This window comes from Pseudomonas sp. Mb7, assembly GCF_054790525.1.
The window spans coordinates 4,067,809-4,088,691 of the sequence record NZ_CP186501.1 but is presented as its reverse complement, the minus strand read 5'-3'; the positions used below and the strand labels follow the sequence as shown (position 1 = coordinate 4,088,691).

The window sequence follows — 20,883 nt, the reverse complement described above, 5'->3', positions numbered from 1 at the left end:
TTCAGGAGAACGCCATGAAGTATTTATGCCTGGTCTACAGCGATGAACGCCTGCTGCATTCATCGCCCGACAGCCCGGAGGACGCCGAGTGCTGGGCCTACGCCGAGTCGATCCAGGGCAGCGGGCGGATGGTTGCCGCCGAGGCGCTGGAGTCGGTGCAGACCGCCACCACGGTGCGTATGCGCAACGGCAAACTGTCGATCACCGACGGCCCGTTCGCCGAAACCAAGGAGCAATTGGCCGGTTTCTACCTGATCGACGCCAAGGACCTCAACGAAGCGATTCAGGTTGCCGGCGATATTCCGGCCGCGCGGGTGGGCAGCGTTGAAGTACGACCGGTGCGGCAATTGAATGTCTGAGGTCAAGGCGCGGGTCGAGCGGGTCTACCGCGAAGAATCGCGGCGGATCCTGGCGACGCTGATTCGCTTGCTGGGTGATTTCGACCTCGCCGAAGAAGCCTTGCACGAGGCGTTCTTCGTCGCGGTCGAACGCTGGCAGCGCGACGGCGTGCCGGACAACCCGCGCACCTGGCTGGTGTCTACCGGGCGCTTCAAGGCAATTGATGTGTTGCGCCGCCGCGCGCGGTTCAAGGCCTCGCAGCCATTGTTGTTGGCGCAGCTGGAAGAACTGGAACAGGCGGACTGGAGCGGTGAAGACGTGGAAGACGATCGTCTGCGGCTGATTTTCACTTGTTGTCACCCGGCGCTGGCGGCGGATGCGCAAGTGCCGCTGACGTTGCGCGAAGTCTGCGACCTGACCACCGAGGAAATCGCCCGCGCCTTTCTCTCCGCGCCGGCAGCGATTGCCCAGCGCATCGTGCGCGCCAAAGCGAAGATTCGTGACGCGAAAATTCCCTATCAAGTACCGAGCCTGAGCGAACTGCCCGAGCGCCTCGATAGCGTGTTGCGGGTGATTTATCTGGTGTTCAACGAAGGGTATTCGGCGTCGTGCGGGGCCGAGTTGATCCGTGAAGATCTGACCCGCGAGGCGATACGGCTTGGCCGACTGTTGATGGAATTGCTACCGGAGCCGGAGGTGATGGGGCTGCTGGCGATGATGCTGTTGCACGAGTCGCGACGGTCGGCGCGCACTTCGCCGAGTGGTGAACTGGTGCTGCTGGATGATCAGGATCGATCTCAGTGGGATGCCGGGCTGATTGCTGAAGGTAGTGCGCTGGTTGAGCGTGCGCTGACGACACGGCGGTTTGGGCCATACTGTTTGCAGGCGGCGATTGCGGCGGTTCATGCTGAGGCGCCGTCGGCGGGGGAGACGGATTGGGAGCAGATCGTTGGTTTGTATGACGTGCTGTTGCGTGCGATGCCTTCGCCGGTGATCGAGTTGAACCGGGCGGTGGCGGTGGCCAAGCGGGATGGGGCGCTGAACGGTTTGAATCTGATTGAAGGGATTTTGGGTCGCGGCGAGTTGCAGGATTACCACTTGGCGCATTCGGCGCGGGCGGAGTTTTGTCGGCAGTTGGGTAGGGTGGAAGAAGCGCGGGCTGCGTATATGCGGGCCTTGGAGCTGACCCGGCAAGAGCCGGAGCGGCGTTTTATCGAAGGGCGGCTCATGGCGCTGGAATGGCCCTCACCCCAGCCCTCTCCCTCCGGGAGAGGGCTGGGGTGAGGGGCTTTTGACTTCAGGCTTGCCAGCGATTGGCAGCGCCGCTATTCCAGCATCTTGCTCAACAACCAGCTCCCCGCCGGCCCCGGCGGATACAGCCGCGACCACAAGGCATCGACAAACACCGGCTTAGGCCAGCCGCGCACCTTCAACTCCACCAGCAAATCATTGCCAAAACGCTGCGCCAGCCAACGCGGCAACGGCGCCCAGCCAAAACCTTTTTCGGCCATTTCCAGCAACATCAGATAACTCGGCGCCGACCACACCCGACCTTTGCCGCGACTGTCGTAAGGATTGACGATAGTCGCCAGGCGCAATTCACGGTGTTGTTCCAGGATGTGTTGATCAACGAGATCAAGCTTGGCCAGCGCGTGATCGCGATTGACGAACAGGGCGATTTCCGTGCGCTCGGCCACCGTCGAGGTCGCCAGGTCCGGTGGGTAGTTCTCTTGCATTTCGGCGAAGGCCAGATGCGCACGACCGCGCTGCACCAGTTCGATCAGGTCATCGCATTCGGCGATCAGGCATTCCAGCTCCAGATCCGGATAACGCTGCTCAAACCCGACCAGCGCCGCTTCAAAACGGTCCGACTGATAAGTGTCGGAAATCGCCACGGTCAACTTCGGCTCGACGCCTTGGGACAACTGCCGCGCAGTCATTTCCAGACGACTGCTGGCCGCCAGAATCGCCTCAGCGCGTTGCAGCATCACATGCCCGGCCGGGGTCAGCGCCGGTTTGCGGCTGCTGCGATCGAACAACTGCAGATCCAGATCGATCTCAAGGCTGGCCACCGCCGCGCTGATCGTCGACTGACTGCGCCCCAGTTTGCGCGCCGCTGCCGAAAACGAGCCTTGGGTCGCCGCCTGGACAAATGCCAACAGCACTTCCTGCGAGATCATCAACTATCGCCTTGATCGATGGTTATTGGTTATGAAGTATCGGTATCAAGATAGATCATGGCAACCATCTTCACTCAAGGAGTCAGGCCATGACTGCCCACAAATCCATCTCTGAACGTATTTTCCAGGCCATCGGTTTCGAACTGCTGGCGATTCTGATCTGCACCCCGTTGCTGGCGTGGATCATGCAAAAACCGATGCTTGAAATGGGCGCGGTGACGGTGTTGATCGCCCTGTTGGCGCTGGGCTGGAACGTGGTGTTCAACCGCTTCTTCGATCGTCTGCTGGCGCGTATGAACGTTGCGCACAATGCCTGGGTACGGGTGGTGCACGCGTTGCTGTTCGAAGGTGGTTTGATCGTGATGGGCGTGCCGCTGATTGCCTGGTGGCTGTCGGTCAGCCTGTGGCAGGCGTTTTTGCTCGACATCGGCGTGTTGCTGTTCTTTCTGCCGTACACCTACGTGTATCACTGGGGTTATGACGTAGTGCGCGAGCGCTTCATGACCCGCAACGCTTGTCAGGGCTAACCCCCATCTCCATGTAGGAGCTGCCGAAGGCTGCGATCTTTTGCTGTTGATTTTTAAGGGCAACATCAAAAGATCGCAGCCTTCGACAGCTCCTATAGGGGGCAAGTGTTTTCAGCGTTGGTTAGAGGAACATGCCGCCAGATGCCTCGACCCGCTGACCATTGATCCACTGCGCACCGGGCGACAGCAACAACGCCAACGCCCCGCCAATATCATCCGGCTGCCCGGCCCGGCCCAGCGCGGTGTTGTCGGCGACCATCGCATTCACCGCCGCATTGTCGCGCACGGCACCACCACCGAAGTCAGTTTCGATGGCCCCCGGCGCGAGAATGTTTACACCAATCTGCCGCGCACCCAGCTCTTTGGCCTGATAACGGGTCAGCACTTCCATTGCCCCTTTCATCGCCGCATAAGCGCCGTAACCCGGCAAGCTGAAACGGGTCAGGCCGCTGGAAATATTGATGATCCGGCCGCCGTCGTTGATCAGGGGTAGCAATTGCTGGGTCAGGAAGAACGGCCCTTTCAACTGAATATTCATCAGCAGATCGAACTGCTCCGGCGTGGTTTCGGCGAACAGCGCGTGCACGCCGATCCCGGCATTGTTGATCAGGAAATCAAAGCGCTGACGTTTGAAGGTTTCCTGCAACGCGTGCTCAACCTGCGCACCGAAACCGGCAAAACTCTCGCTGCGGCTGACATCCAGTTGCAGCATCACGGCTTTGCCGCCGAATTTTTCCAGTTCAAGCACCAGCGCTTGGGCCTCATCGGCGCGACTGTTGTAGGTGCCGATGATGTCGATGCCTTGAGCGGCGAGGTGCAGGGCGGCGTTTTTTCCCAGGCCACGACTGGCGCCGGTGATCAATGCGATTTTGCGGTCCATGGTTTTTCCTCGATTGCCGTGAGTGATCAGGTGATGGATCAAAGTTTATTTGTCCGTCCTATGGTGATAAATAGACTGAAACCGGAATCACTGATCGGTTAAACCGAACAATCAATAGGTGGCCCATGAACAAACTGGAACTGCTGCGCACCTTCGTCCGGGTCAGCGAACTGTCGAGTTTTACCCTCGCGGGCGAGAGCCTTGGCTTGCCGCGCTCGACCGTGTCCGAACATGTGCAAGCGCTGGAAACCCTGCTCGGCACGCGTCTGCTGCAACGCACCACGCGCAAGGTGCAGGCGACGCAGGACGGCCTGGTGTTGTACGAGCGCAGCAAGGATCTGCTCTCGCACATGGACGAGATCGAGGGCTTGTTCCGCCAGGATGAGGCGTCGCTGACCGGGCGCATTCGGGTGGACATGCCGAACATTCTCGCGCGGCGTCTGATCATGCCGCGCCTGCCGCAGTTCATGGAGCGTCACCCGAACCTGGAACTGGAAATCAGCAGCACCGATCGCCGGGTTGATCTGCTCAGCGAAGGCTTCGATTGCGTGGTGCGCATCGGCGCGCAACCGGATCAGTCGGTGGTCGCGAGGCACCTCGGCGACTTCCAGATGGTCAACTGCGCCAGCCCCGCGTACCTCGAGCGCTACGGCGTGCCGCAAACCCTGGAAGATCTCGCGCAGCATCGGCTGGTGCATTACGTCGGCGTATTGGGTTCGCGTTCGGAAGGTTTTGTGTACGAGGAGGGCGGTCAGGTTAAACGCTTGCCGATGGCTGGCAGCATTACGGTCAACAGCACTGACGCTTACGAGTCGGCGTGCCTGGGCGGTTTTGGTCTGACGCAGGTGCCGCGCACCGGTATGCAGCCGCATCTGGAAAACGGCGAACTGGTGACCGTATTGCCGCAATTCACCGCGCCGGCGATGGGGATTTCATTGCTCTATGCCAGGCAGCGACACTTACCTTTGCGAGTGCGCGTGTTCATGGATTGGCTTGGCGATCTGATTCGCTCCGCGCTCTGAACCTGAACACCAAAACTGTAGGAGTGAGCCTGCTCGCGATAGCGGTGTGTCAGTTTAATCAATGTTGACTGACACACCGCTATCGCGAGCAGGCTCACTCCTACAGGGGATCTTCGTCGGTCAGAAGATCTGGGTGAACAGCCAGTACAGGCTGCCTGACAGCAGAATGGCGGCGGGGAGTGTCAGCACCCACGCCATCAACAGATTGCGGATGGTCCTCATCTGCAACCCGCCACCGTTGGCGACCATGGTCCCGGCCACCCCCGAAGACAACACATGGGTCGTCGAAACGGGCAAACCAAACATGTCCGCCGCGCCAATGGTCAACATCGCCACGGTTTCCGCCGAGGCGCCCTGGGCATAGGTCAGGTGCGTCTTGCCGATCTTCTCGCCGACCGTCACCACAATCCGCTTCCAACCGACCATGGTGCCCAGCCCCAGCGCGATGGCCACGGCGATCTTCACCCACAGCGGAATAAACCGCGTGGCGTTGTCGATCTGTTGCTTGAACAGTTGCAGTTTGCCGCTGGTGTCGGCGTCGAAATTGCCGACCCTGTTTTTGTCCATCAGGCGAATGCTTTCGCTGGCCAGGTACATGTCGTTACGCACGTTACCCATGGCTTCGGCCGGGACTTTCGCCAGTGAACCGTAGCCTTTGACTTCTTCACCGATGTGCCCAGTGAGGGCGGCGAGGGCGGGGATCAGTTGCGGCGTGGCGTCCTTGCTGCGCACATAATCGGAGAGCACCGCACGCGGATCGGCGGGCGTCGGCAGCGGTGCACTTTTCACCAGCGCCTGCTGGGTGACTTGCGCCACGGCGGCAAACTGCAGCGATTGTTCTTCGGGCATGGTGCGGTTCAAGGCGTAGGCCATCGGCAATGTGCCGACCAGAATCAGCATGATCAGGCCCATGCCTTTCTGGCCGTCATTGGAGCCGTGGGCGAAGGACACGCCGGTGCAGGTCAGAATCAGCAAACCGCGAATCCACCACGGCGGCGGGGTGTTGCCTTTAGGGGCCTTGTACAGCGCGCGATTCTTCACGAACGCACGCAGCGCCAGCAGCAACAGCGCCGCGCAACCGAAACCTACCAGCGGCGAGAGCAGCAAGGCGTAACCAATCTTGGTCGCCTGCGCCCAATCGACACCGCTGGTGCCGTCACGGCCGTGCATCAAGGCGTTGGCCACGCCGACGCCGATGATCGAACCGATCAGCGTGTGCGAAGACGACGCCGGCAAGCCCAGCCACCAGGTGCCGAGGTTCCACAGGATCGCCGCGATCAGCAGGGCGAAAATCATCGAGAAACCGGCAGACGAACCGACCTGCAGAATCAACTCCACCGGCAGCAACGCGATGATGCCGAACGCCACCGCGCCGCTCGAAAGCAACACGCCGAGAAAGTTGAAGAACCCCGACCAGACCACCGCGACATTCGGCGGCAACGAGTGGGTGTAGATCACCGTCGCGACGGCGTTGGCGGTGTCGTGGAAACCGTTGACGAACTCGAAACCCAGGGCAATCAGCAGCGCCACGCCAAGCAGCAGGAACGGCGTCCACGTGGTGACTACCGTGCCGAGTTCGTGCATGTCGTGCATCAGGCTGTAAGCGGTGAACAGCATTCCCATCGCCAACACGGCGAAAAAGATCACGTAGGTAAACGGGCCGGTTTTCTTGTCGAGGGCTGGCCTGCCACTGTGGGCGGACGCGGGGCTGGCGGTCAGGGAGGGAGTAGCCATGGCAGGACAATCCTGAGCGAGGGAAGGAATGTCGCCCATGATCGTTGCAGAATGTTACAGAGAGACTGCGCCATGTCAGTGTTTGGCTGATTAGCCCCACCGTCGGTCTTCTGCTCGTTCCCACGCTCTGCGTGGGAATGACGCCCGGGACGCTCCGCGTCCCTGTGACGCAGAGCGTCACTTGATGCATTACCACGCAGAGCGTGGGAACGAGCGTTCAGGCGTCAGTAATCCCCGCGTTTGCGAAACGCCCAACGCCCGGCAATCACGGTAAACGTCGCCACCAGTGCAACCAAAATCCAGAACCCTTCCGGATCTTGCGACAACGGCACCCCACCCACATTCATCCCGAAAAAACCGGCAATGATGTTGATCGGCAGCGCCAGTACCGTCACCACGGTCAGGGTGAACAGCGTGCGGTTGCTCTGTTCGTTGAGGTTGGCGGCGATCTCTTCCTGCAACAGTTTGATCCGCTCGCCAAGGGCGGTGAGGTCGTTGATGATCAGCGCAAACTCCTCGGTGGATTTGCGCAACTCCTTGACGTCTTCCTTTTGCAACCAGGGCGGCGGCCGGTTGAGCAGACGCAGCAACGAGCCCGGCTCCAGCGCCAGCAGCCGTTGCAAACGCACCAACACGCGGCGATTGGCACCGAGTTCGGCACGGTTGGTCGACAGCCGGGAGGAGAGCAATTCGTCCTCGACCTGATCGACGCTCATGCTGGTCTTGCGCACAATCTGCGTTAGCACTTCACCCTGATCGCGCAGCAGATGCACGAGCAATTCCGATGGCGAACGAAAGCGCTCGCCGGCTTTCACCGACGAGCGCAATTTATCCACCGAGTGCAGCGGTTGCAGACGCGCACTGACGATCAGTTTGCTGCGCACACAGACCCACAGCGTCGACACGTCCGAGGAGACCATGCTGCTGAGGTTGAACACGACATCGTTGACCACCGCCAGCAACGCCGAGTCGACATGCTCGATGCGCGTCGACCGCGAGCCTTCATGCAACGCCTCGAAAAACTCTTCGGGCAATTGCAGATGACTTTTCATCCAGCGCTCGCACGCCGCGTGCGCCAGATTGAGGTGCAGCCAAAGAAATTCGCCACTGTCGCTGTCGTCCTGCAAACAGCGCAACGCCGTGGCGGAATCGACTTCGCGGCCACGTTCACCGGGCAGGAAGCGATAGCCGTAGAGCAGGCCAAACAGATCGGGATCGCGATGGCTGATATCGAGGCTGTGGTTCATGAAGGCTCGCTGCGAGGAGGGTGCGTCGGTTGTGCAAATGGCAGGTTCACTGAGCCGCATCATCGCAATGTCACATGACGTTTATGTGACGGCAAAGTGACGTCAAATCAGCGACTTACCGATGGTCGGATTTTCTTCAAGAGGCGCTCTGGCGTGCCGATCACACTTGGGTTACGTTGCGCGCGCTTGGCCATGAGCCAAGGCGTGCCGACAGGGATGTCCGGCAAAATTTTACGCCTTACCGGGCGTGCCTCATCCTTGTCCTGAGTATCTTTCGATGCTGCAAAAATCCCTGAGAGCGCAAATTCTCGCCCTGCTGAGCGGCAGCCTGCTGGCGGTGCTGTTGATTGCCCTAGCCTGTTTTCATTTCCTCTCCAACGGCGTGCAGAGTTACAGCCAGTTGATCGCCGGTCCCTTGCACACTTCGCAATTGATCGACGAGGCCAACCTGCAATTCAAGGTGCAGGTGCAGGAATGGAAAAACGTTCTGCTGCGCGGCAAGCAGCCGGCGGATCTGGCCAAATATTGGGGTCAGTTCGAGGATCGTCAGCGCGATGTGCAGAACATCCTCGGTGAACTGGCCAGCCAGAAAGGCATCGAGCCGAGCCTGAAAAACCGCATCGAACGTCTGCGTGAAGAACATCGTCTGCTCGGCGCTGCCTACCAGAAGGGCCGCGATGCCTACGTAGCGGCTGGTGGCGATCCGACGGCGGGCGACAGCGCGGTCAAAGGTGTCGACCGTGCCGCCAGCGACCAGATGAGTGAACTGGTTGCCGAACTGCGCAAACAGGGCACCGCGCAATCGGCGCTGATCAGTGCTGACGCCGATCGCACCGTGTGGCTGGGGCTGTTGGTGATGCTCGCATCGGGCCTGCTGATCGGCCCGCTGAGCCTGTGGCTGGTCAACCGCAACCTGGTCGAACCGATCCGCAAACTCATCGATTACGTCACTCAGTTGAGTCGCGGCAAACTCGCCGAGCGCGTGGTCAGCGACCGCCAGGATGAGCTGGGCAACCTCGCCGCCGCCGCCAACATCTTGCGCGATTTCCTCGCCGAAACCTTCACCCGTTTGCAACGCAGCGCCAGCGATCTGGATAGCGCCAGTGGCGAGTTGAATGCGATCGCCACGACCATGGCCGGCGGCACCAACGAACAATTCAATCGCACCGATCAAGTGGCCACGGCGATGAACGAAATGTCCGCCACCGCGCAAGAAGTCGCACGTCACGCCGCTGATGCTGCGCGTGCGGCCGACGATGCCGACCAGTCCGCCCAGCAGGGTGAAAAGGTCATGCAGAGCACCATCCATTCGATCACCCAGATGCGCGGCGAAATCGCCAATACCGCCACGGTGATCCGTCGTCTGGAAGCCGACAGCGGCCGCATCGGCAAAGTGCTGGAAGTGATTCGCGGCATCGCCGAACAGACCAACCTGCTGGCCTTGAACGCGGCCATCGAAGCGGCGCGCGCCGGTGAGGCCGGGCGTGGTTTTGCCGTGGTCGCCGATGAAGTGCGCAACCTCGCACAACGCACCGCCGAGTCGATCATCGAGATCAACCAGATCATCCAGAGCGTGCAGACCGGCGCGGTGGACGCGGCGCAAGCCATCGACAGCGGCCAGACGCGCAGTGATGAAAGCGTCGAGCAGGTGACCCAGGCCGGCGCGATGCTAGAGCGCATCACCCACGCGGTGGAAGCGATCCGCGACATGAACCGTCAGATTGCTACCGCCGCCGAAGAGCAGACCTCGGTGGCCGAGGACATCTCGCGCAACCTCACCGAGATCACCTCGATCGCCAGCACCAACCTCGACAACGTGCAGCGCACCGAAAGCGCCAGTCAGAACCTGCATAGTCTGTCGGGGGAGCTGAACGAAGTCACCGCGCGTCTGAGTGCCTGACGCCAATGCCTGTGTACCGGTTCGGATACCGAGTCGGTACACAGTCGATCTCAAATTGAAGCAGCCGTGGTCGATGACCGGTTATCTATAACCGGCATTGGAGCCTTTCCATGGTCAGCATTACTTCAGTTTCGATCAATCAGACCGTCACGACACCCACCAGTAAAACCGCAATCAGCGACGTTGGTGACGATACCTCGACCACGGCAGCCGCCAGCACTGGCGTGAAAGCGGACACCAGCAAAGTGGCTGCGGGCGGTGGTGCGGCACCCGCGGGTGACAGCGATTCCAGCAGTGAAGAATCGGATTCGGTGAAAGAACTGCGCAAGCAGATTGCCGAGTTGCAGAAGCAATTGCAGGAGGAGCAGCAAGCGCTGCAAGCGGCCCAGGCGAAGCAGGAAAGTTCGGATGCCAAAACCGCCGAAGTAGCCGCCGCACAAGCGCAGATCACCGCCACCTCGGCCTCCCTGTCCACCGCCACCGCCTCGCTGTTGCAGGCGTTGCAGGATTCCGACTCGAGCACTTCGGGGGCGTTGGTCAGCACCTCGGTGTGATGCCTTTTCCCCTCACCCTAGCCCTCTCCCAAGGGAGAGGGAACTGACCGCGGTGACTGTTCGAGCTACGCCGACCTGAGATTTCGAGGCGCACTCAGGTTCTTGTTGTTTTCCTGATCGGCTTCAAGATTGCGAGTCGAACTCAGGCATTGAAAAGTCCCCGATCTGCTCCCTTCCCCCATCGCCCCCTTGGGGGAGAGGGCTGGGGTGAGGGGGAGAAAATTTCACTGACAACACATCAAAAAAGCCGAACACAAAAAAAGCCGCACGATCTTTCAATCGTGCGGCTTTTGGTGGTGCGTTCAATCAAGTGTCTTGCTTGTTGCTCAACACCTTGCCAGTGGTCGCATCAAAGTCCACATCGAACTCTTTGCCATCAGCAGTTTTCAATTCAACTTCATACTCATAACCGTTGAAGTGGTTATCCAGGTCAGTGTCAGTAATAGTTGCACCCGGATGCAGTTTCAGCGCTTCGGCATTCATCGATTCCAGCGACTTGATCTTGCCTTCCTTGACCAGTTGCGGGATCTGGTCGACGCGGACATCAGCCAGGGCCACGCCAGCAGTGAGGGTCAGGGCAGCGGCGGTAAACAGGGCAGTCAAAGTTTTCATCGGTTCATTCCTTGGGTGACTCGTTTAAGTGGCCTCAGGTTAACCAGCGCAACTTAACTCACCCTTAAAACCCTGCACCCAAACAAAACGGGCAAGCCATGCACCGGCACAGAACCTGTGGGAGCGTGGCTTGCCCGGGATGAAGGCGCCTCGATTTCAGATCAGAAGCCGTTGTTCTTCAACACCTGATCAACCGTGCCAGCCGCCGGGCGTTTGTAGAACTTCAACAATTCGCTGGCGCGGTTGGTGAAGATGCCGTCGACACCGGCCGCCATGACTTTGTCGAAGTCCACCGGCTCATCGACGGTGTAGACGTGCACCAGCAGGCCTTGATCATGGGTGTACTGGTTCATCCACGGTTGCACCAGATCCGAATAGCTCTGGTCGCCGCCCTTGGTCAGCTTCGCCGACGGGCCGGTACCGATGGCACCTTGGGCCTTGGCGTAATCCACCCATTGCTTGAATTCGGCTTCGGACTTCGGCTCTTGTTTGCCGTAGAAAACGTTTTTGTCTTTCTCGCCAGACTCGGCAAAGGTCACTTTCGATTTTGGCTCGATGCTGCCTTCGCCAACCCATAGCAGGAGGATCTTCGGCACTTGCGGCATTTCTTTTTCCAGCAGGGCGAGGCTGTTCTTCTCGAACGTCTGCAGGATCACCTTGCCTTTACCCTGACCCACACCCAGTGCGCTTTTCGCCAGCTTCGAACCGGCCGGGCTCAGCCAGCCACGATCCTGGAGTTTTTCCTTGAGGTCTTTCTCGATCCCGGGAAACAGCTGCGGCTCTTTGGTCTCGATGTACAGGCCCGGCTTGTGTTGCGGGTTGGCCTGGGCGATGTCGATGATTTCATCGAGGGTCAGAATTTTCAGCCCGGCGTAGGAAGGGCGCGCGCGATCGGGGTACTTGGCGTTGAACCAGCTGCCAGCGTCGAGGGTTTTCAGTTCGGCCATGGTGAACGCGGTGGCCGAGGCGTCCTTGCGCTCCGGAAACTTGCTGGCGACGTCGGTGGTGCGTTGCAGGTTGTCGTCGTGCAGGGCGAACAGCACGCCGTCCTTGCTGCGCTGCAGGTCCATTTCCAGGTAATCGGCGCCCAGGTCGCGGGCCAGTTTGTAGGACGCTGCGGTGGATTCCGGTGCATCGAAGGACGCGCCACGGTGAGCGATCACCGCTGGGTGCGGGATGCCGTGGGCCGCAGCAACGGCGTCGGGATCAGCGTGGCTGGCGGCGTGCGCCTGACCGAGGCCGAGCAGCAGGCTCAGAACCAGGGCGCTTTTGGTGAAAGTGGCGGGCATGTTCGAGTTCCTTTCGCAGGGCATTTTCAAAGACCTACCTTTTAACAACTGAATCGATTGCGTGCTATCGCAGGACCGACATAAACGTATTAAAAGCGATTTTTCCTGCACTTTTGTGGCGCGGTTTGCAGTACGCTTGCCCTCGGCAGACGTCCCGGCAGAGGGCGCGCCGCTCCGTTGCCCTGCGTGTAAACCATCGATCATTTTTCGTGAGGTTTACCATGCGCATCACCTCCCAACTCATCTGCCAGGCTGCCGACGATCTCAAGGGGTTTGTCGGCCTCAACCGCAAGACCGGTCAATACATCGTGCGTTTCAGCGAAGATTCGTTCGGCATGGACGTGGCGGATGACGGCATTATTCCTGTGAATGAATTCGTCTGGGCGCCGGCGACGGCGCAGACCATGACCCTTAAGCGCGAGTTGATTCAGCTATTGCTGGATCAGAACATCGACGAGCGGATCAACATCACCGAGCCGTTGCGGGTGTATATGAGCAAGGTTGAGGTGCCGGAGATTGAGGCGGTGCGCAGTCTGGTGCGCGGCTGATATTTTTAGTGGCTGTACCGGCCCCGTCGCTGGCAAGCCAGCTCCCACAAATACGGTGTGATCTTCAGAACAGCGCATAACCTGTGGGAGCTGGCTTGCCAGCGATGAGGCCGGTGAGTTCACCACCAACATCACAGGCTGAACCGATACTCGCGTTCGACTTTGCACACCCGCGTATGAAACGCCGAATACCATTCCGAGCGCCCACGCTCCTGAATCACCCGATGCTCCGGGTTCTGCCGCCACGCCAGAATCGCCGCTTCGCTCTGCCAATACGACACCGTAATCCCGACGCCATCCGCGCCTCTGACTGACTCCACCCCAAGAAACCCCGGCTGCTCACTGACCAGCTCAGCCATGCGCTCAGCGGCCTCGGCATAGCCGTTGTCACCCTCGGTTCGAGTCGAGGTAAAAATCACCGCAAAGCAGGAAGCCATCAACGTGCCTCCGCACAAGCTTCGACAAACGCGCGCACCAGCGGCGGCATCAACCCTTTGAGCGCCGCACGTTCCGGTTGAAATAGCGTGGCGACAAAGAACCGCTGATCCTTAAGTTCAATCGCGCGCAAATCCCCTGACGAATCATGACCGACAGCTTGTAGCCGATCGTTCAACAGTTGCCGTTCGAACAGCGGATTCACACCGAAGCGGCAGCGATAACCTTCACGAATCTCAGACGTTTCGTACGCCTTGGCGATCAACGATCCGGGCACCAAGTGAATGCTGTCCACCGCTTCGACCAGCGAACATGTCAACGGCGTGAGTACCGCGCGTTCTGAGTCGGGTGATGTTTCACCATGTTCCGCATCCACCCAGCCCAACACGTTGCGGGAAAATTCCAGCACGGCATGCTGAAAGCCGCCGCAGGTGCCGAGGAAAGGGCGCTGCTGTTCGCGGGCAAAACGGATCGCTCGCAGTGCGCCTTCTTCACTTTTGTAGGGGCTGGCCGGTACGCACCAGAAACCGTCGAAATCGCCGAGTGGTGTATCGGCGTGGATCTGCTCGGTGGCCAGCCATTCGAATTGCACGTTGCGATTGAGGTGTTCGGCGACCAGACCGAGGGCGACGGGAATGGCTTGGTGGGCGGTGACTTGCGGGTCGTAATCGCCAATCAGGGCGATACGGACGGCGCTGTTTTCCATGGGAGTTCCCTGCGCTTGTTGATTGATGGCGCTCACTATAGATTGGCGTTCACGCACTCAATATGGGCGTTTCCACAAGTGATTAATGCAGTGACGCACTATCAGCTCGACTACCCCGATCTCGCCCTGATTCTAGCCTTGGTGCGTGGCGGCTCCCTGGTCCGTGCTTCGCAGCTATTGAAGGTCGACGTGTCGACGGTGTTTCGCGCCGTGCGCCGTCTCGAAGCCGCACTCGGTCAGCAATTGTTCGAAAAAAGCCGCGCCGGTTACCTGCCGACGAACCTCGCGCAGACGCTGGCCGAGCAAGCTGAACGCGCCGAACAGGCATTGGAAGCCGCACGTATCGGCGTGGAGCAGGGCGGCGAAGTGGTCAGCGGCACGGTGCGCCTGACCTGCACCGATTCGGTGTTGCAGGGTTTGCTGCTGCCGGCGCTGGCGCAGTTCATGCCCAATTATCCGGCGCTGACCCTTGAACTGAGCACCTCCAACGACTTCGCCAACCTCAGTCGCCGTGATGCCGACATTGCTCTGCGCCTGACGCGGACACCGCCCGAGCATCTGGTCGGACGGCAACTGGCGAAGATTTCCTACCGGGTCTGCGCCAGTTCGCGCTATCTGCAAAATGTCGATGCTTCGGATCTGACGACGTTGACCTGGATCGCCCCGGATGACTTTTTGCCCGATCATCCGACTGTCGCCTGGCGTCGCCAGCACTTGCCCGGCGTCACTCCGGGGTATCGCTGCAACAGCATGTTGTCGGTGACAGAGCTGGTTCGTGCGGGCCTCGGTGTGGCGGCGTTACCGGACTTTCTGATCATCGACGGTTTGCAGGCGTTGAGCGAGCCGCTGCACGGTTACGACACTGCGTTATGGTTGCTGACCCGCGCGGATTGCCGAGCCTTGCGTTCGGTGGTGACGTTGTTCGATGAACTTGGGCGTGCGCTGCGTTTGCCGTGATCAGCGCTGCGGGTTCTGGCGCATATGATCGTGCAGCTCGCTGGTCAGGCTGGCGATGCGTTCGGTGAGGTTTTTGGTCATCTCGGTGAGGCGGGTGTTCTGCTCCAGCAGCTCAAGCAGTTGCGCGGTGTTCTTCGCCGCTTGGGCCTGACGCTCGGTATTGGCCTGTGCCAACGCTTCACGGTGTAGCGCATCGGCATCGGCTTGTGCCTTGTCGCGCGCGGCCTGACGGGTTTGTGCCAGCAGAATCAGCGGTGCGGCATAGGCGGCCTGGAGGCTGAACGCGAGGTTGAGCAGGATGAACGGGTAAACGTCGAATTGCGTCACGCCCGACACGTTGAGGCCGATCCACACCGCGACGATCACGGTTTGCGCCCCGAGAAACAGCGGCGTGCCGAAGAACCGCGCGAAAGCCTCGGCGCGCAGGGCAAACTTGTCGTTGCCGAAGGTGGTGTTGAGGTGGGCGTGGGGGCGGTGGAAGCGCAGGTGGTCGACGGGAGCTGTTTCAGGCAATGCGGGTTTTTCAGTGGTCATGGTGCACTCGGCAGGACTTGAGACTGAAGCTCACTATAGTCCTGCATCGCGGCTCATGGCCCTTTCGCGAGCAGGCTCGCTCCCATATTGGATTACATTTCCCTGTGGGAGCGAGCCTGCTCGCGAAGGTCGCGCCTCGGTCTACTGACCCTGCATCGATTACCCCGGCACCCGTTCATTGGCAAACATGCTCACCGCATCCACCGCCTCACTGGCACCATCACGAATCTGCAGAATCACCGTCCCCGCCTGATTCGCCAACTCGACGCCTTCAGCCGCACGGCCACGGGTGCCTTCCATGCTCTTGATGGCCTGACGGGTTTCGCTCTGGATCAAACCGATCATGGTGGATATCTCCGCCGTCGAGCCGCTGGTACGCCCCGCCAGCAGGCGCACCTCGTCGGCAACCACGGCAAACCCGCGGCCCTGTTCACCGGCGCGCGCCGCTTCAATTGCAGCGTTGAGGGCCAGCAGGTTGGTCTGGTCGGCAATCGAGCGGATGGTGTTGACGATGGCGGTGATCTGCTCGGAGCGTTCCCCCAGTTGTGCAATCAGCGTTGAAGACTCGGCAATGTCTTCGGCGATTTCGCGCATTTCGCTGGCGGCTTGCTGGATCACCTGCGTACCTTGCTCGGCGACTTTTCGCGTCGCTACCGAGATGTGATAAGCCGCGCTGGCACTGCGTGCGTCCTGTTCGTGTTGCTCGACGCGCGCGGTCACATCGGAGGCGAATTTCACCACTTTGCACAAGCGCCCGGCAGCGTCATAAACCGGGTTGTAATTGGCTTCGAGCCAGACTGTTTGCCCGCGTTTATCCACGCGTTCGAACTGCCCCTGGAACAATTCGCCCTGATTCAAGCGCCGCCAGAAATCCTCATAGGCGCTGCTGTTGACCAGTGCCGGCGTGCAGAACAAACGGTGATGTTTGCCTTTCAGCTCGGCGAGGGTGTAACCCATGCGCGTCAGAAAATTCTGATTGGCCGTGAGAATACTGCCGTCGAGGTTGAATTCGATGACCGCCATTGCCCGGTCGATCGCCTGTAACTTGGCATTGGCCTCACTTTCCCGCTGCACCTTGGCGGTCACGTCCATGGCGTACTTGACCACTTTCACCACCCGTCCCGAGGCATCTTTGATCGGGTTATAACTGGCTTCCAGCCAGATCGGCTGGCCCTTGCCGTCGACCCGCTCAAACGTACCGGACTGAAACTGGCCGTTTTTCAGGCGTGACCACAAATCCGTGTATTGAGCACTGCGCCCGAACTCCGGTGTGCAAAAACGTCGATGGGGCTGACCGATCGCTTGTTCGGCGGTGTAACCCATGGTCTTGAGAAAGTTGTCGTTGGCGCGCAGCACCACGCCATCGAGGTCGAACTCGATGACCGCCATCGAGCGATTGATCGCTTCGAGCAAGCCGGCTTGTTCGGTGAGGGTGCGCTGAAGATCGTCGACGACGGCTTTGTGGCGATTAAAGAACATGTTCGCAGTACTCAGGAAGTGGGGAAGATCGAGGATTCAGTCCCTATTTCCGCGCCGGCAGACCGAATGCGCGGACGGCATTCGGCAATGACTGCTCAATGCCAGTATTCCTTGGCTGGCAGATGGCTACTTATACAAAACTTCATAAACTTGTACAAGAGAGTAATTATTTGTAATTTTGTATAACTTTTTAGGCGTCGGCGTTGTCAGTCGCGGTCCTGGTCAAGGCCACACTGATGGTGTTGCGGCCCGTGTGTTTAGCGATGTAGAGCGCTTTGTCGGCATCGTCCAGCCAGTCCAGTGCATCCTTGTACAAGGATTGATAGCGCGCCAAACCGATACTCAGGCCCACTCGCAACTCTGGCACCTGCGGATGACGATACTGCTGCAATGCCTCGCGCAATTGCTCCATCAGGGCTTCGGCCTTGTGCAGGGGCAGTGTCGGCAGGATCACGCAGAACTCGTCACCGCCGTAGCGCCCGGCCAATTCGTACTGGTCCAGCAGGCGTTTGAGCTCCTGACTCAATTGCTGAAGCACTTCATCGCCGACGATGTGCCCGAAGCTGTCGTTGATCTCCTTGAAATGGTCGATGTCGATCAACGCCAGCGTGGCTTGGGTGTTGTGTTGGCGGCACTGCTGAAATTTCAGGTGCAGCAGGTCTTTCCAGGCCCCGTGATTGAGCAGGCCGGTGAGGCTGTCGGTGCGGCTCAGGGCACTCAGTGCGCGCTTGTGTTGGGAGAGTTTGATCGCCAGGTGATAACACACCATGCCCAGCGCGAGCGGATACAGGGTGAGCATCGGCAGGCAGGCCCAGACTTGCATTTGGGTCATCGTCAGGCTGAATTTAACACCGAAAATCGCCCAGCCCAGCAGTACACCGGCGAGTTGCGCGAGGGCGCCGAACACGAACAGACGTTGGCCGCCGGCGGCGACGTTGTTCATGGTCATCATCGACAGGATGGTCACGGTGGTCAGCGGGTTGAACTGAAAGCACGCCGCCCAGAAACCGCCGAACATCGAGTCGTATAACAAATTGCGGCGTTCAGCCTGATACGGGAATGCCGAGCGCGTGGAGATCTGGTAAGCCAAGTGCGGCCAGGCGAAACCGTTAAACAACAACAGCGCCCACAGCCAGTCGGGCATGGTCAGCGGATACAACGCCGCAGCGACGCTGAAGAATCCCACGCCCAAGCCAATGGCTCTGGGCAGATAAATACGTCTGGCGAATGACAAGCCTTTGCCGCGTTGGTTTTCCATGATGCCCTGCGCGAAATTCATCCTGAAATACTTTGCAGTATTTTCTCAGGCTAACCGTTCGTCGGTCGATTGTCGGACATTGTCATTTATTCCAACGGGAATAATCAGTGTCCTTCCGAGCCATTTAGTCGATGGTTCGCGCAGGAGAGGGGCGATTTAGAGCTGATAGTGGGCCAGAAACATCTGCAGCGCCGATTCGGCGACGCTGTTCTGCATATCGACATCGAGGGCGGCACGGCCCATCGACATCTGTGGCCAGAAAGCAAAGGTCTTGAGCAAGCCTTGTACTTGCTGTGCGGCGAATTCCGGATCGACCGGTTTCAGTCGGCCGTCAGCCTGCGCGGCGCGAATCCACACGGTCAGACCTTCCTCGCGCTTGCCCATGCGCTCGACCATGTTCTGCGCGCGCTCCGGTGAGTGAATGGTGGCGGCAATTGCCACACGGGCCAGGGTCAGGAAATTCTCGTCAGCCATCAACTGCATTTTGGCCTGGAGCATCTGCCGTAATTGCTCGCGCAAGGGCTGATCGCGGTTATAGACGACGGATTGCTCTGCGCTGATTCGTGCCCACAACTGGTTGAGAATTTCGGCGAACAGCTCTTCTTTGCTGGGGAAGTGGTTATACACCGTACGCTTCGACACACCGGCCGTGGCGGCAATCTTGTCCATGCTGGTGATCTCAAAACCGTTGGCACGGAATTCGGCAATCGCCGCTTGAATAATGGCTTCGCGTTTACGGTCGGTGAGGCGCTGTGGAGCTGTCATAAGTACGCTTCGGCAAAGAAAAGATGAAATTACACTTGGCAGTTTACTTGTCATCCGCTTTGATGCAACCTAGAAACTACACCGAGCAGTGTAATGTTGCGTTAATCCTCGCAACCTAAAAAGCAGACAGTTCGGCCTATGCGTGCAGCTTGGCCATTTATCGTCCCAACCGTGGAGAAACCGCGAATTGCGCGGTTTTTCTGGAGTCATTCAGTCATGGCCAATCCTGTTTCTATCCCGGATAAAACATCCACGCCTGAAGCCTCTCGACAGGCTCAAGGCCTGTTTCGTAACCATGCGCCGGTGCAACGCGAAGGCCTGCGCAAAATGCTGCGGATCATGTGGAACATGATTTTCCACAAACCGCGCAACACCCGGCCCGCTGCGCCGATCCCGGTGCAAGCATTGACTCGGGAAGAGCTGCTGGCAGCGCCCAATCACAGCGTCTATCGCCTCGGTCACTCGACCTTGTTGCTGAAACTGCGCGACAAATTCTTCATCACCGACCCGGTCTTCGCCGAGCGTGCATCACCAGTGCAGTGGGCCGGGCCGAAACGCTTCCACCAGCCGCCGATCAGCATCGACCAATTGCCGCCGATCGAAGCGGTGATTCTGTCGCATAACCACTACGACCACCTCGATTACCAGGCCGTGCTCAGACTGGCTGCCAAGACCAACCTGTTCCTGACGCCACTGGGCGTCGGCGACACGCTGATCAAATGGGGCATCGAAGCCAGCAAAGTCCGCCAGTACGATTGGTGGCAGGGCGCCGAGATTGCCGGCATCCGTTTCGTTGCTACACCGTCGCAGCATTTTTCCGGCCGTGGCCTGTTCGATGGCAACAGCTCCCTGTGGGCGTCCTGGGTGATGATCGACGGCGACACGCGGATCTTCTTCAGCGGCGACAGCGGCTACTTCGATGGCTTCAAACGCATCGGCGAACAGTACGGCCCCTTCGACCTGACCCTGATGGAAACCGGCGCCTACAACGTCGAATGGCCGCACGTGCACATGCAGCCCGAAGAAACCCTGCAAGCGCACATCGACCTCAAGGGCCGCTGGCTCTTCCCGATCCACAACGGCACCTTCGACCTGGCCATGCACGCCTGGCACGAACCGTTTGACCGGATTCTGGCACTGGCGTGGGAACGCAGTATTTCCATTACCACGCCGCAGATGGGTGAGGCGTTTAACATCGCTCAACCGCAACGCGGGGAGGCGTGGTGGTTGGCGGTTGAAGGGGAGAGTGAGGGTGTGGTGCAGAACGCCTGATCAGATGAAGACGGTTCGCGCCTAAGGGGGCGAACCGGTTGCTCCAGAAACAAGCCCTGAAATCTTACGGCTGTAATCAGCCATAGTAGTAACCGACACTTCTCGAAATTTTCCACGAAGTAATTGCTGCAGGTTCTCCAGAGGTATTCCCAGTCTTTGTGCGGCTTCAGATTCGCTTATGTCGGTGGACTCGATGAGCGAGATCAATTTGGTCGCGTACTCGGACTTGAGCAGCATCTCGCCTGCATGCTCAAGCTCTAAATCTTGATAAACATTGCCTGTGCTTTCTTCGATCTCGCTCATGTTTTTATCCTTACTCAGCCATCGCAAAATCCCCACGCCCCATCGCTTCCGACGACACGCCCTGAACACTCGCACTACGCCCCGGTGCAAACCCTGGAAAGAACACCAGCCCCTGCGCCTCGAACCGGTAAGCCAGCGCCAATCGCGCCGCATCCGCTACGTCCTGCTGCGCTTCAAACCGTTGAATGTCTTCAACCGAAACCTCTGCCTCCCGCGATAGCTGGTCCACGCTCCAGCCCAGCATCGCTCGGGCCTGGACGCAGTGCGTCGGGGTGAACTGGAAAAGGGCAATGCGTTCGAGGATGTGGTTCATCGCAAGAGAGGCCATGGTGTGCTCCGGGC

At 59.4% G+C, this 20,883-nt stretch carries 22 protein-coding genes and 3 pseudogenes; 10 read left to right on the top strand and 15 right to left on the bottom strand.

The genetic code is table 11. The features are described from left to right. The first annotated feature begins 14 nt into the window (after window positions 1–14). Window positions 15–359 carry a YciI family protein gene (locus ACOYXH_RS18425; RefSeq protein WP_095048159.1) on the top strand — a complete coding sequence of 115 codons (345 nt, stop codon included), beginning with the start codon at window positions 15–17 and terminating at the stop codon, window positions 357–359. After that, window positions 352–1,623, top strand: a complete 1,272-nt coding sequence (locus tag ACOYXH_RS18420; protein ID WP_220556877.1) for an RNA polymerase sigma factor — start codon at window positions 352–354, stop codon at window positions 1,621–1,623. Before ACOYXH_RS18425 ends, ACOYXH_RS18420 begins: the two co-directional genes overlap by 8 nt. A 41-nt stretch (window positions 1,624–1,664) precedes the next feature. Here ACOYXH_RS18420 and ACOYXH_RS18415 read toward each other — a convergent pair whose 3' ends face one another. Continuing rightward, window positions 1,665–2,519 (bottom strand): LysR family transcriptional regulator, encoded by an 855-nt coding sequence (locus tag ACOYXH_RS18415; protein WP_095048157.1) that lies wholly within the window; start codon window positions 2,517–2,519, stop codon window positions 1,665–1,667. Between the two features lie 89 nt (window positions 2,520–2,608). Here ACOYXH_RS18415 and ACOYXH_RS18410 point away from each other — a divergent pair, with 89 nt between their 5' ends. Then, the gene (locus ACOYXH_RS18410; protein ID WP_460409859.1) at window positions 2,609–3,046 is read left to right on the top strand and encodes a multidrug/biocide efflux PACE transporter; all 438 of its coding nucleotides are present in this window, start codon (window positions 2,609–2,611) and stop codon (window positions 3,044–3,046) included. Window positions 3,047–3,167: 121 nt separating this feature from the next. Here the strand turns inward: ACOYXH_RS18410 and ACOYXH_RS18405 are convergent, their stop codons facing one another. Next, window positions 3,168–3,926 (bottom strand): SDR family NAD(P)-dependent oxidoreductase, encoded by a 759-nt coding sequence (locus ACOYXH_RS18405; RefSeq protein ID WP_095048155.1) that lies wholly within the window; start codon window positions 3,924–3,926, stop codon window positions 3,168–3,170. Between the two features lie 125 nt (window positions 3,927–4,051). Between ACOYXH_RS18405 and ACOYXH_RS18400 the strand changes: the two genes are divergently transcribed. Further along, window positions 4,052–4,948, top strand: coding sequence for a LysR family transcriptional regulator (locus ACOYXH_RS18400; protein ID WP_095048154.1), 897 nt, complete (start codon window positions 4,052–4,054; stop codon window positions 4,946–4,948). A 120-nt stretch (window positions 4,949–5,068) separates the two neighbouring features. Here the strand turns inward: ACOYXH_RS18400 and ACOYXH_RS18395 are convergent, their stop codons facing one another. Both ACOYXH_RS18395 and ACOYXH_RS18390 read right to left on the bottom strand, forming a co-directional pair. Beyond that, entirely contained in the window at window positions 5,069–6,682 is a 1,614-nt protein-coding gene (locus tag ACOYXH_RS18395) for an inorganic phosphate transporter (protein WP_258708702.1), read from the bottom strand. Between the two features lie 224 nt (window positions 6,683–6,906). Further along, entirely contained in the window at window positions 6,907–7,929 is a 1,023-nt protein-coding gene (locus ACOYXH_RS18390) for a transporter (protein ID WP_007917764.1), read from the bottom strand. A 277-nt stretch (window positions 7,930–8,206) separates the two neighbouring features. On the opposite strand from ACOYXH_RS18390, the pseudogene ACOYXH_RS18385 reads away from it, so the two are divergent. The 3 genes and pseudogenes from ACOYXH_RS18385 to ACOYXH_RS18375 form a co-directional block, all read left to right on the top strand. Continuing rightward, a pseudogene (locus ACOYXH_RS18385) lies at window positions 8,207–8,896 on the top strand (methyl-accepting chemotaxis protein); the annotation flags it as partial. 165 nt (window positions 8,897–9,061) lie between these two features. Further along, window positions 9,062–9,829, top strand: coding sequence for a methyl-accepting chemotaxis protein (locus ACOYXH_RS18380; protein ID WP_414927069.1), 768 nt, complete (start codon window positions 9,062–9,064; stop codon window positions 9,827–9,829). 110 nt (window positions 9,830–9,939) lie between these two features. Next, complete coding sequence (locus ACOYXH_RS18375; protein WP_095126168.1) at window positions 9,940–10,383, top strand: hypothetical protein; 444 nt, start codon at window positions 9,940–9,942, stop codon at window positions 10,381–10,383. A 306-nt stretch (window positions 10,384–10,689) separates the two neighbouring features. Here the strand turns inward: ACOYXH_RS18375 and ACOYXH_RS18370 are convergent, their stop codons facing one another. Together ACOYXH_RS18370 and ACOYXH_RS18365 are read right to left on the bottom strand one after the other, a co-directional pair. Continuing rightward, complete coding sequence (locus ACOYXH_RS18370; RefSeq protein ID WP_194933667.1) at window positions 10,690–10,995, bottom strand: PepSY domain-containing protein; 306 nt, start codon at window positions 10,993–10,995, stop codon at window positions 10,690–10,692. 161 nt (window positions 10,996–11,156) lie between these two features. Next, on the bottom strand, window positions 11,157–12,284 hold the full coding sequence (locus ACOYXH_RS18365) for a glycerophosphodiester phosphodiesterase (RefSeq protein WP_095048149.1): 1,128 nt from the start codon (window positions 12,282–12,284) through the stop codon (window positions 11,157–11,159). A gap of 221 nt (window positions 12,285–12,505) precedes the next feature. Between ACOYXH_RS18365 and ACOYXH_RS18360 the strand changes: the two genes are divergently transcribed. Continuing rightward, window positions 12,506–12,832 (top strand): DUF2025 family protein, encoded by a 327-nt coding sequence (locus tag ACOYXH_RS18360; RefSeq protein ID WP_460409858.1) that lies wholly within the window; start codon window positions 12,506–12,508, stop codon window positions 12,830–12,832. Window positions 12,833–12,963: 131 nt separating this feature from the next. Here the strand turns inward: ACOYXH_RS18360 and ACOYXH_RS18355 are convergent, their stop codons facing one another. Both ACOYXH_RS18355 and ACOYXH_RS18350 read right to left on the bottom strand, forming a co-directional pair. After that, window positions 12,964–13,269 carry an antibiotic biosynthesis monooxygenase family protein gene (locus ACOYXH_RS18355; protein ID WP_095048147.1) on the bottom strand — a complete coding sequence of 102 codons (306 nt, stop codon included), beginning with the start codon at window positions 13,267–13,269 and terminating at the stop codon, window positions 12,964–12,966. After that, complete coding sequence (locus ACOYXH_RS18350; protein ID WP_220556869.1) at window positions 13,269–13,973, bottom strand: CTP synthase C-terminal region-related (seleno)protein; 705 nt, start codon at window positions 13,971–13,973, stop codon at window positions 13,269–13,271. The genes ACOYXH_RS18355 and ACOYXH_RS18350 overlap by 1 nt, the downstream gene beginning before the upstream one ends. Before the next feature lie 15 nt (window positions 13,974–13,988). Here ACOYXH_RS18350 and ACOYXH_RS18345 point away from each other — a divergent pair, with 15 nt between their 5' ends. Continuing rightward, on the top strand, window positions 13,989–14,930 hold the full coding sequence (locus ACOYXH_RS18345) for a LysR family transcriptional regulator (protein ID WP_460409857.1): 942 nt from the start codon (window positions 13,989–13,991) through the stop codon (window positions 14,928–14,930). On the opposite strand, the gene ACOYXH_RS18340 is transcribed toward ACOYXH_RS18345, so the two are convergent. The 5 genes and pseudogenes from ACOYXH_RS18340 to ACOYXH_RS18320 form a co-directional block, all read right to left on the bottom strand. Then, a complete protein-coding gene (locus ACOYXH_RS18340) occupies window positions 14,931–15,464 on the bottom strand; it encodes a DUF1003 domain-containing protein (RefSeq protein ID WP_095048144.1) in 534 nt (177 codons plus the stop codon). A 159-nt stretch (window positions 15,465–15,623) separates the two neighbouring features. Continuing rightward, a pseudogene (locus ACOYXH_RS18335) lies at window positions 15,624–16,061 on the bottom strand (methyl-accepting chemotaxis protein); the annotation flags it as partial. Window positions 16,062–16,169: 108 nt separating this feature from the next. After that, window positions 16,170–16,853: pseudogene (locus tag ACOYXH_RS18330) on the bottom strand (PAS domain-containing protein); the annotation flags it as partial. A gap of 280 nt (window positions 16,854–17,133) precedes the next feature. Next, the gene (locus ACOYXH_RS18325; RefSeq protein ID WP_095048386.1) at window positions 17,134–18,201 is read right to left on the bottom strand and encodes a diguanylate cyclase; all 1,068 of its coding nucleotides are present in this window, start codon (window positions 18,199–18,201) and stop codon (window positions 17,134–17,136) included. Between the two features lie 156 nt (window positions 18,202–18,357). Continuing rightward, the gene (locus ACOYXH_RS18320) at window positions 18,358–18,966 is read right to left on the bottom strand and encodes a TetR/AcrR family transcriptional regulator (RefSeq protein WP_095048142.1); all 609 of its coding nucleotides are present in this window, start codon (window positions 18,964–18,966) and stop codon (window positions 18,358–18,360) included. A 216-nt stretch (window positions 18,967–19,182) separates the two neighbouring features. Here ACOYXH_RS18320 and ACOYXH_RS18315 point away from each other — a divergent pair, with 216 nt between their 5' ends. Next, complete coding sequence (locus ACOYXH_RS18315) at window positions 19,183–20,238, top strand: MBL fold metallo-hydrolase (RefSeq protein ID WP_258708699.1); 1,056 nt, start codon at window positions 19,183–19,185, stop codon at window positions 20,236–20,238. A gap of 21 nt (window positions 20,239–20,259) precedes the next feature. Here the strand turns inward: ACOYXH_RS18315 and ACOYXH_RS18310 are convergent, their stop codons facing one another. Continuing rightward, entirely contained in the window at window positions 20,260–20,541 is a 282-nt protein-coding gene (locus ACOYXH_RS18310; RefSeq protein ID WP_064387601.1) for a helix-turn-helix domain-containing protein, read from the bottom strand. 10 nt (window positions 20,542–20,551) lie between these two features. Beyond that, window positions 20,552–20,869 carry a helix-turn-helix domain-containing protein gene (locus ACOYXH_RS18305; protein ID WP_150693326.1) on the bottom strand — a complete coding sequence of 106 codons (318 nt, stop codon included), beginning with the start codon at window positions 20,867–20,869 and terminating at the stop codon, window positions 20,552–20,554. Window positions 20,870–20,883: the final 14 nt, after the last annotated feature.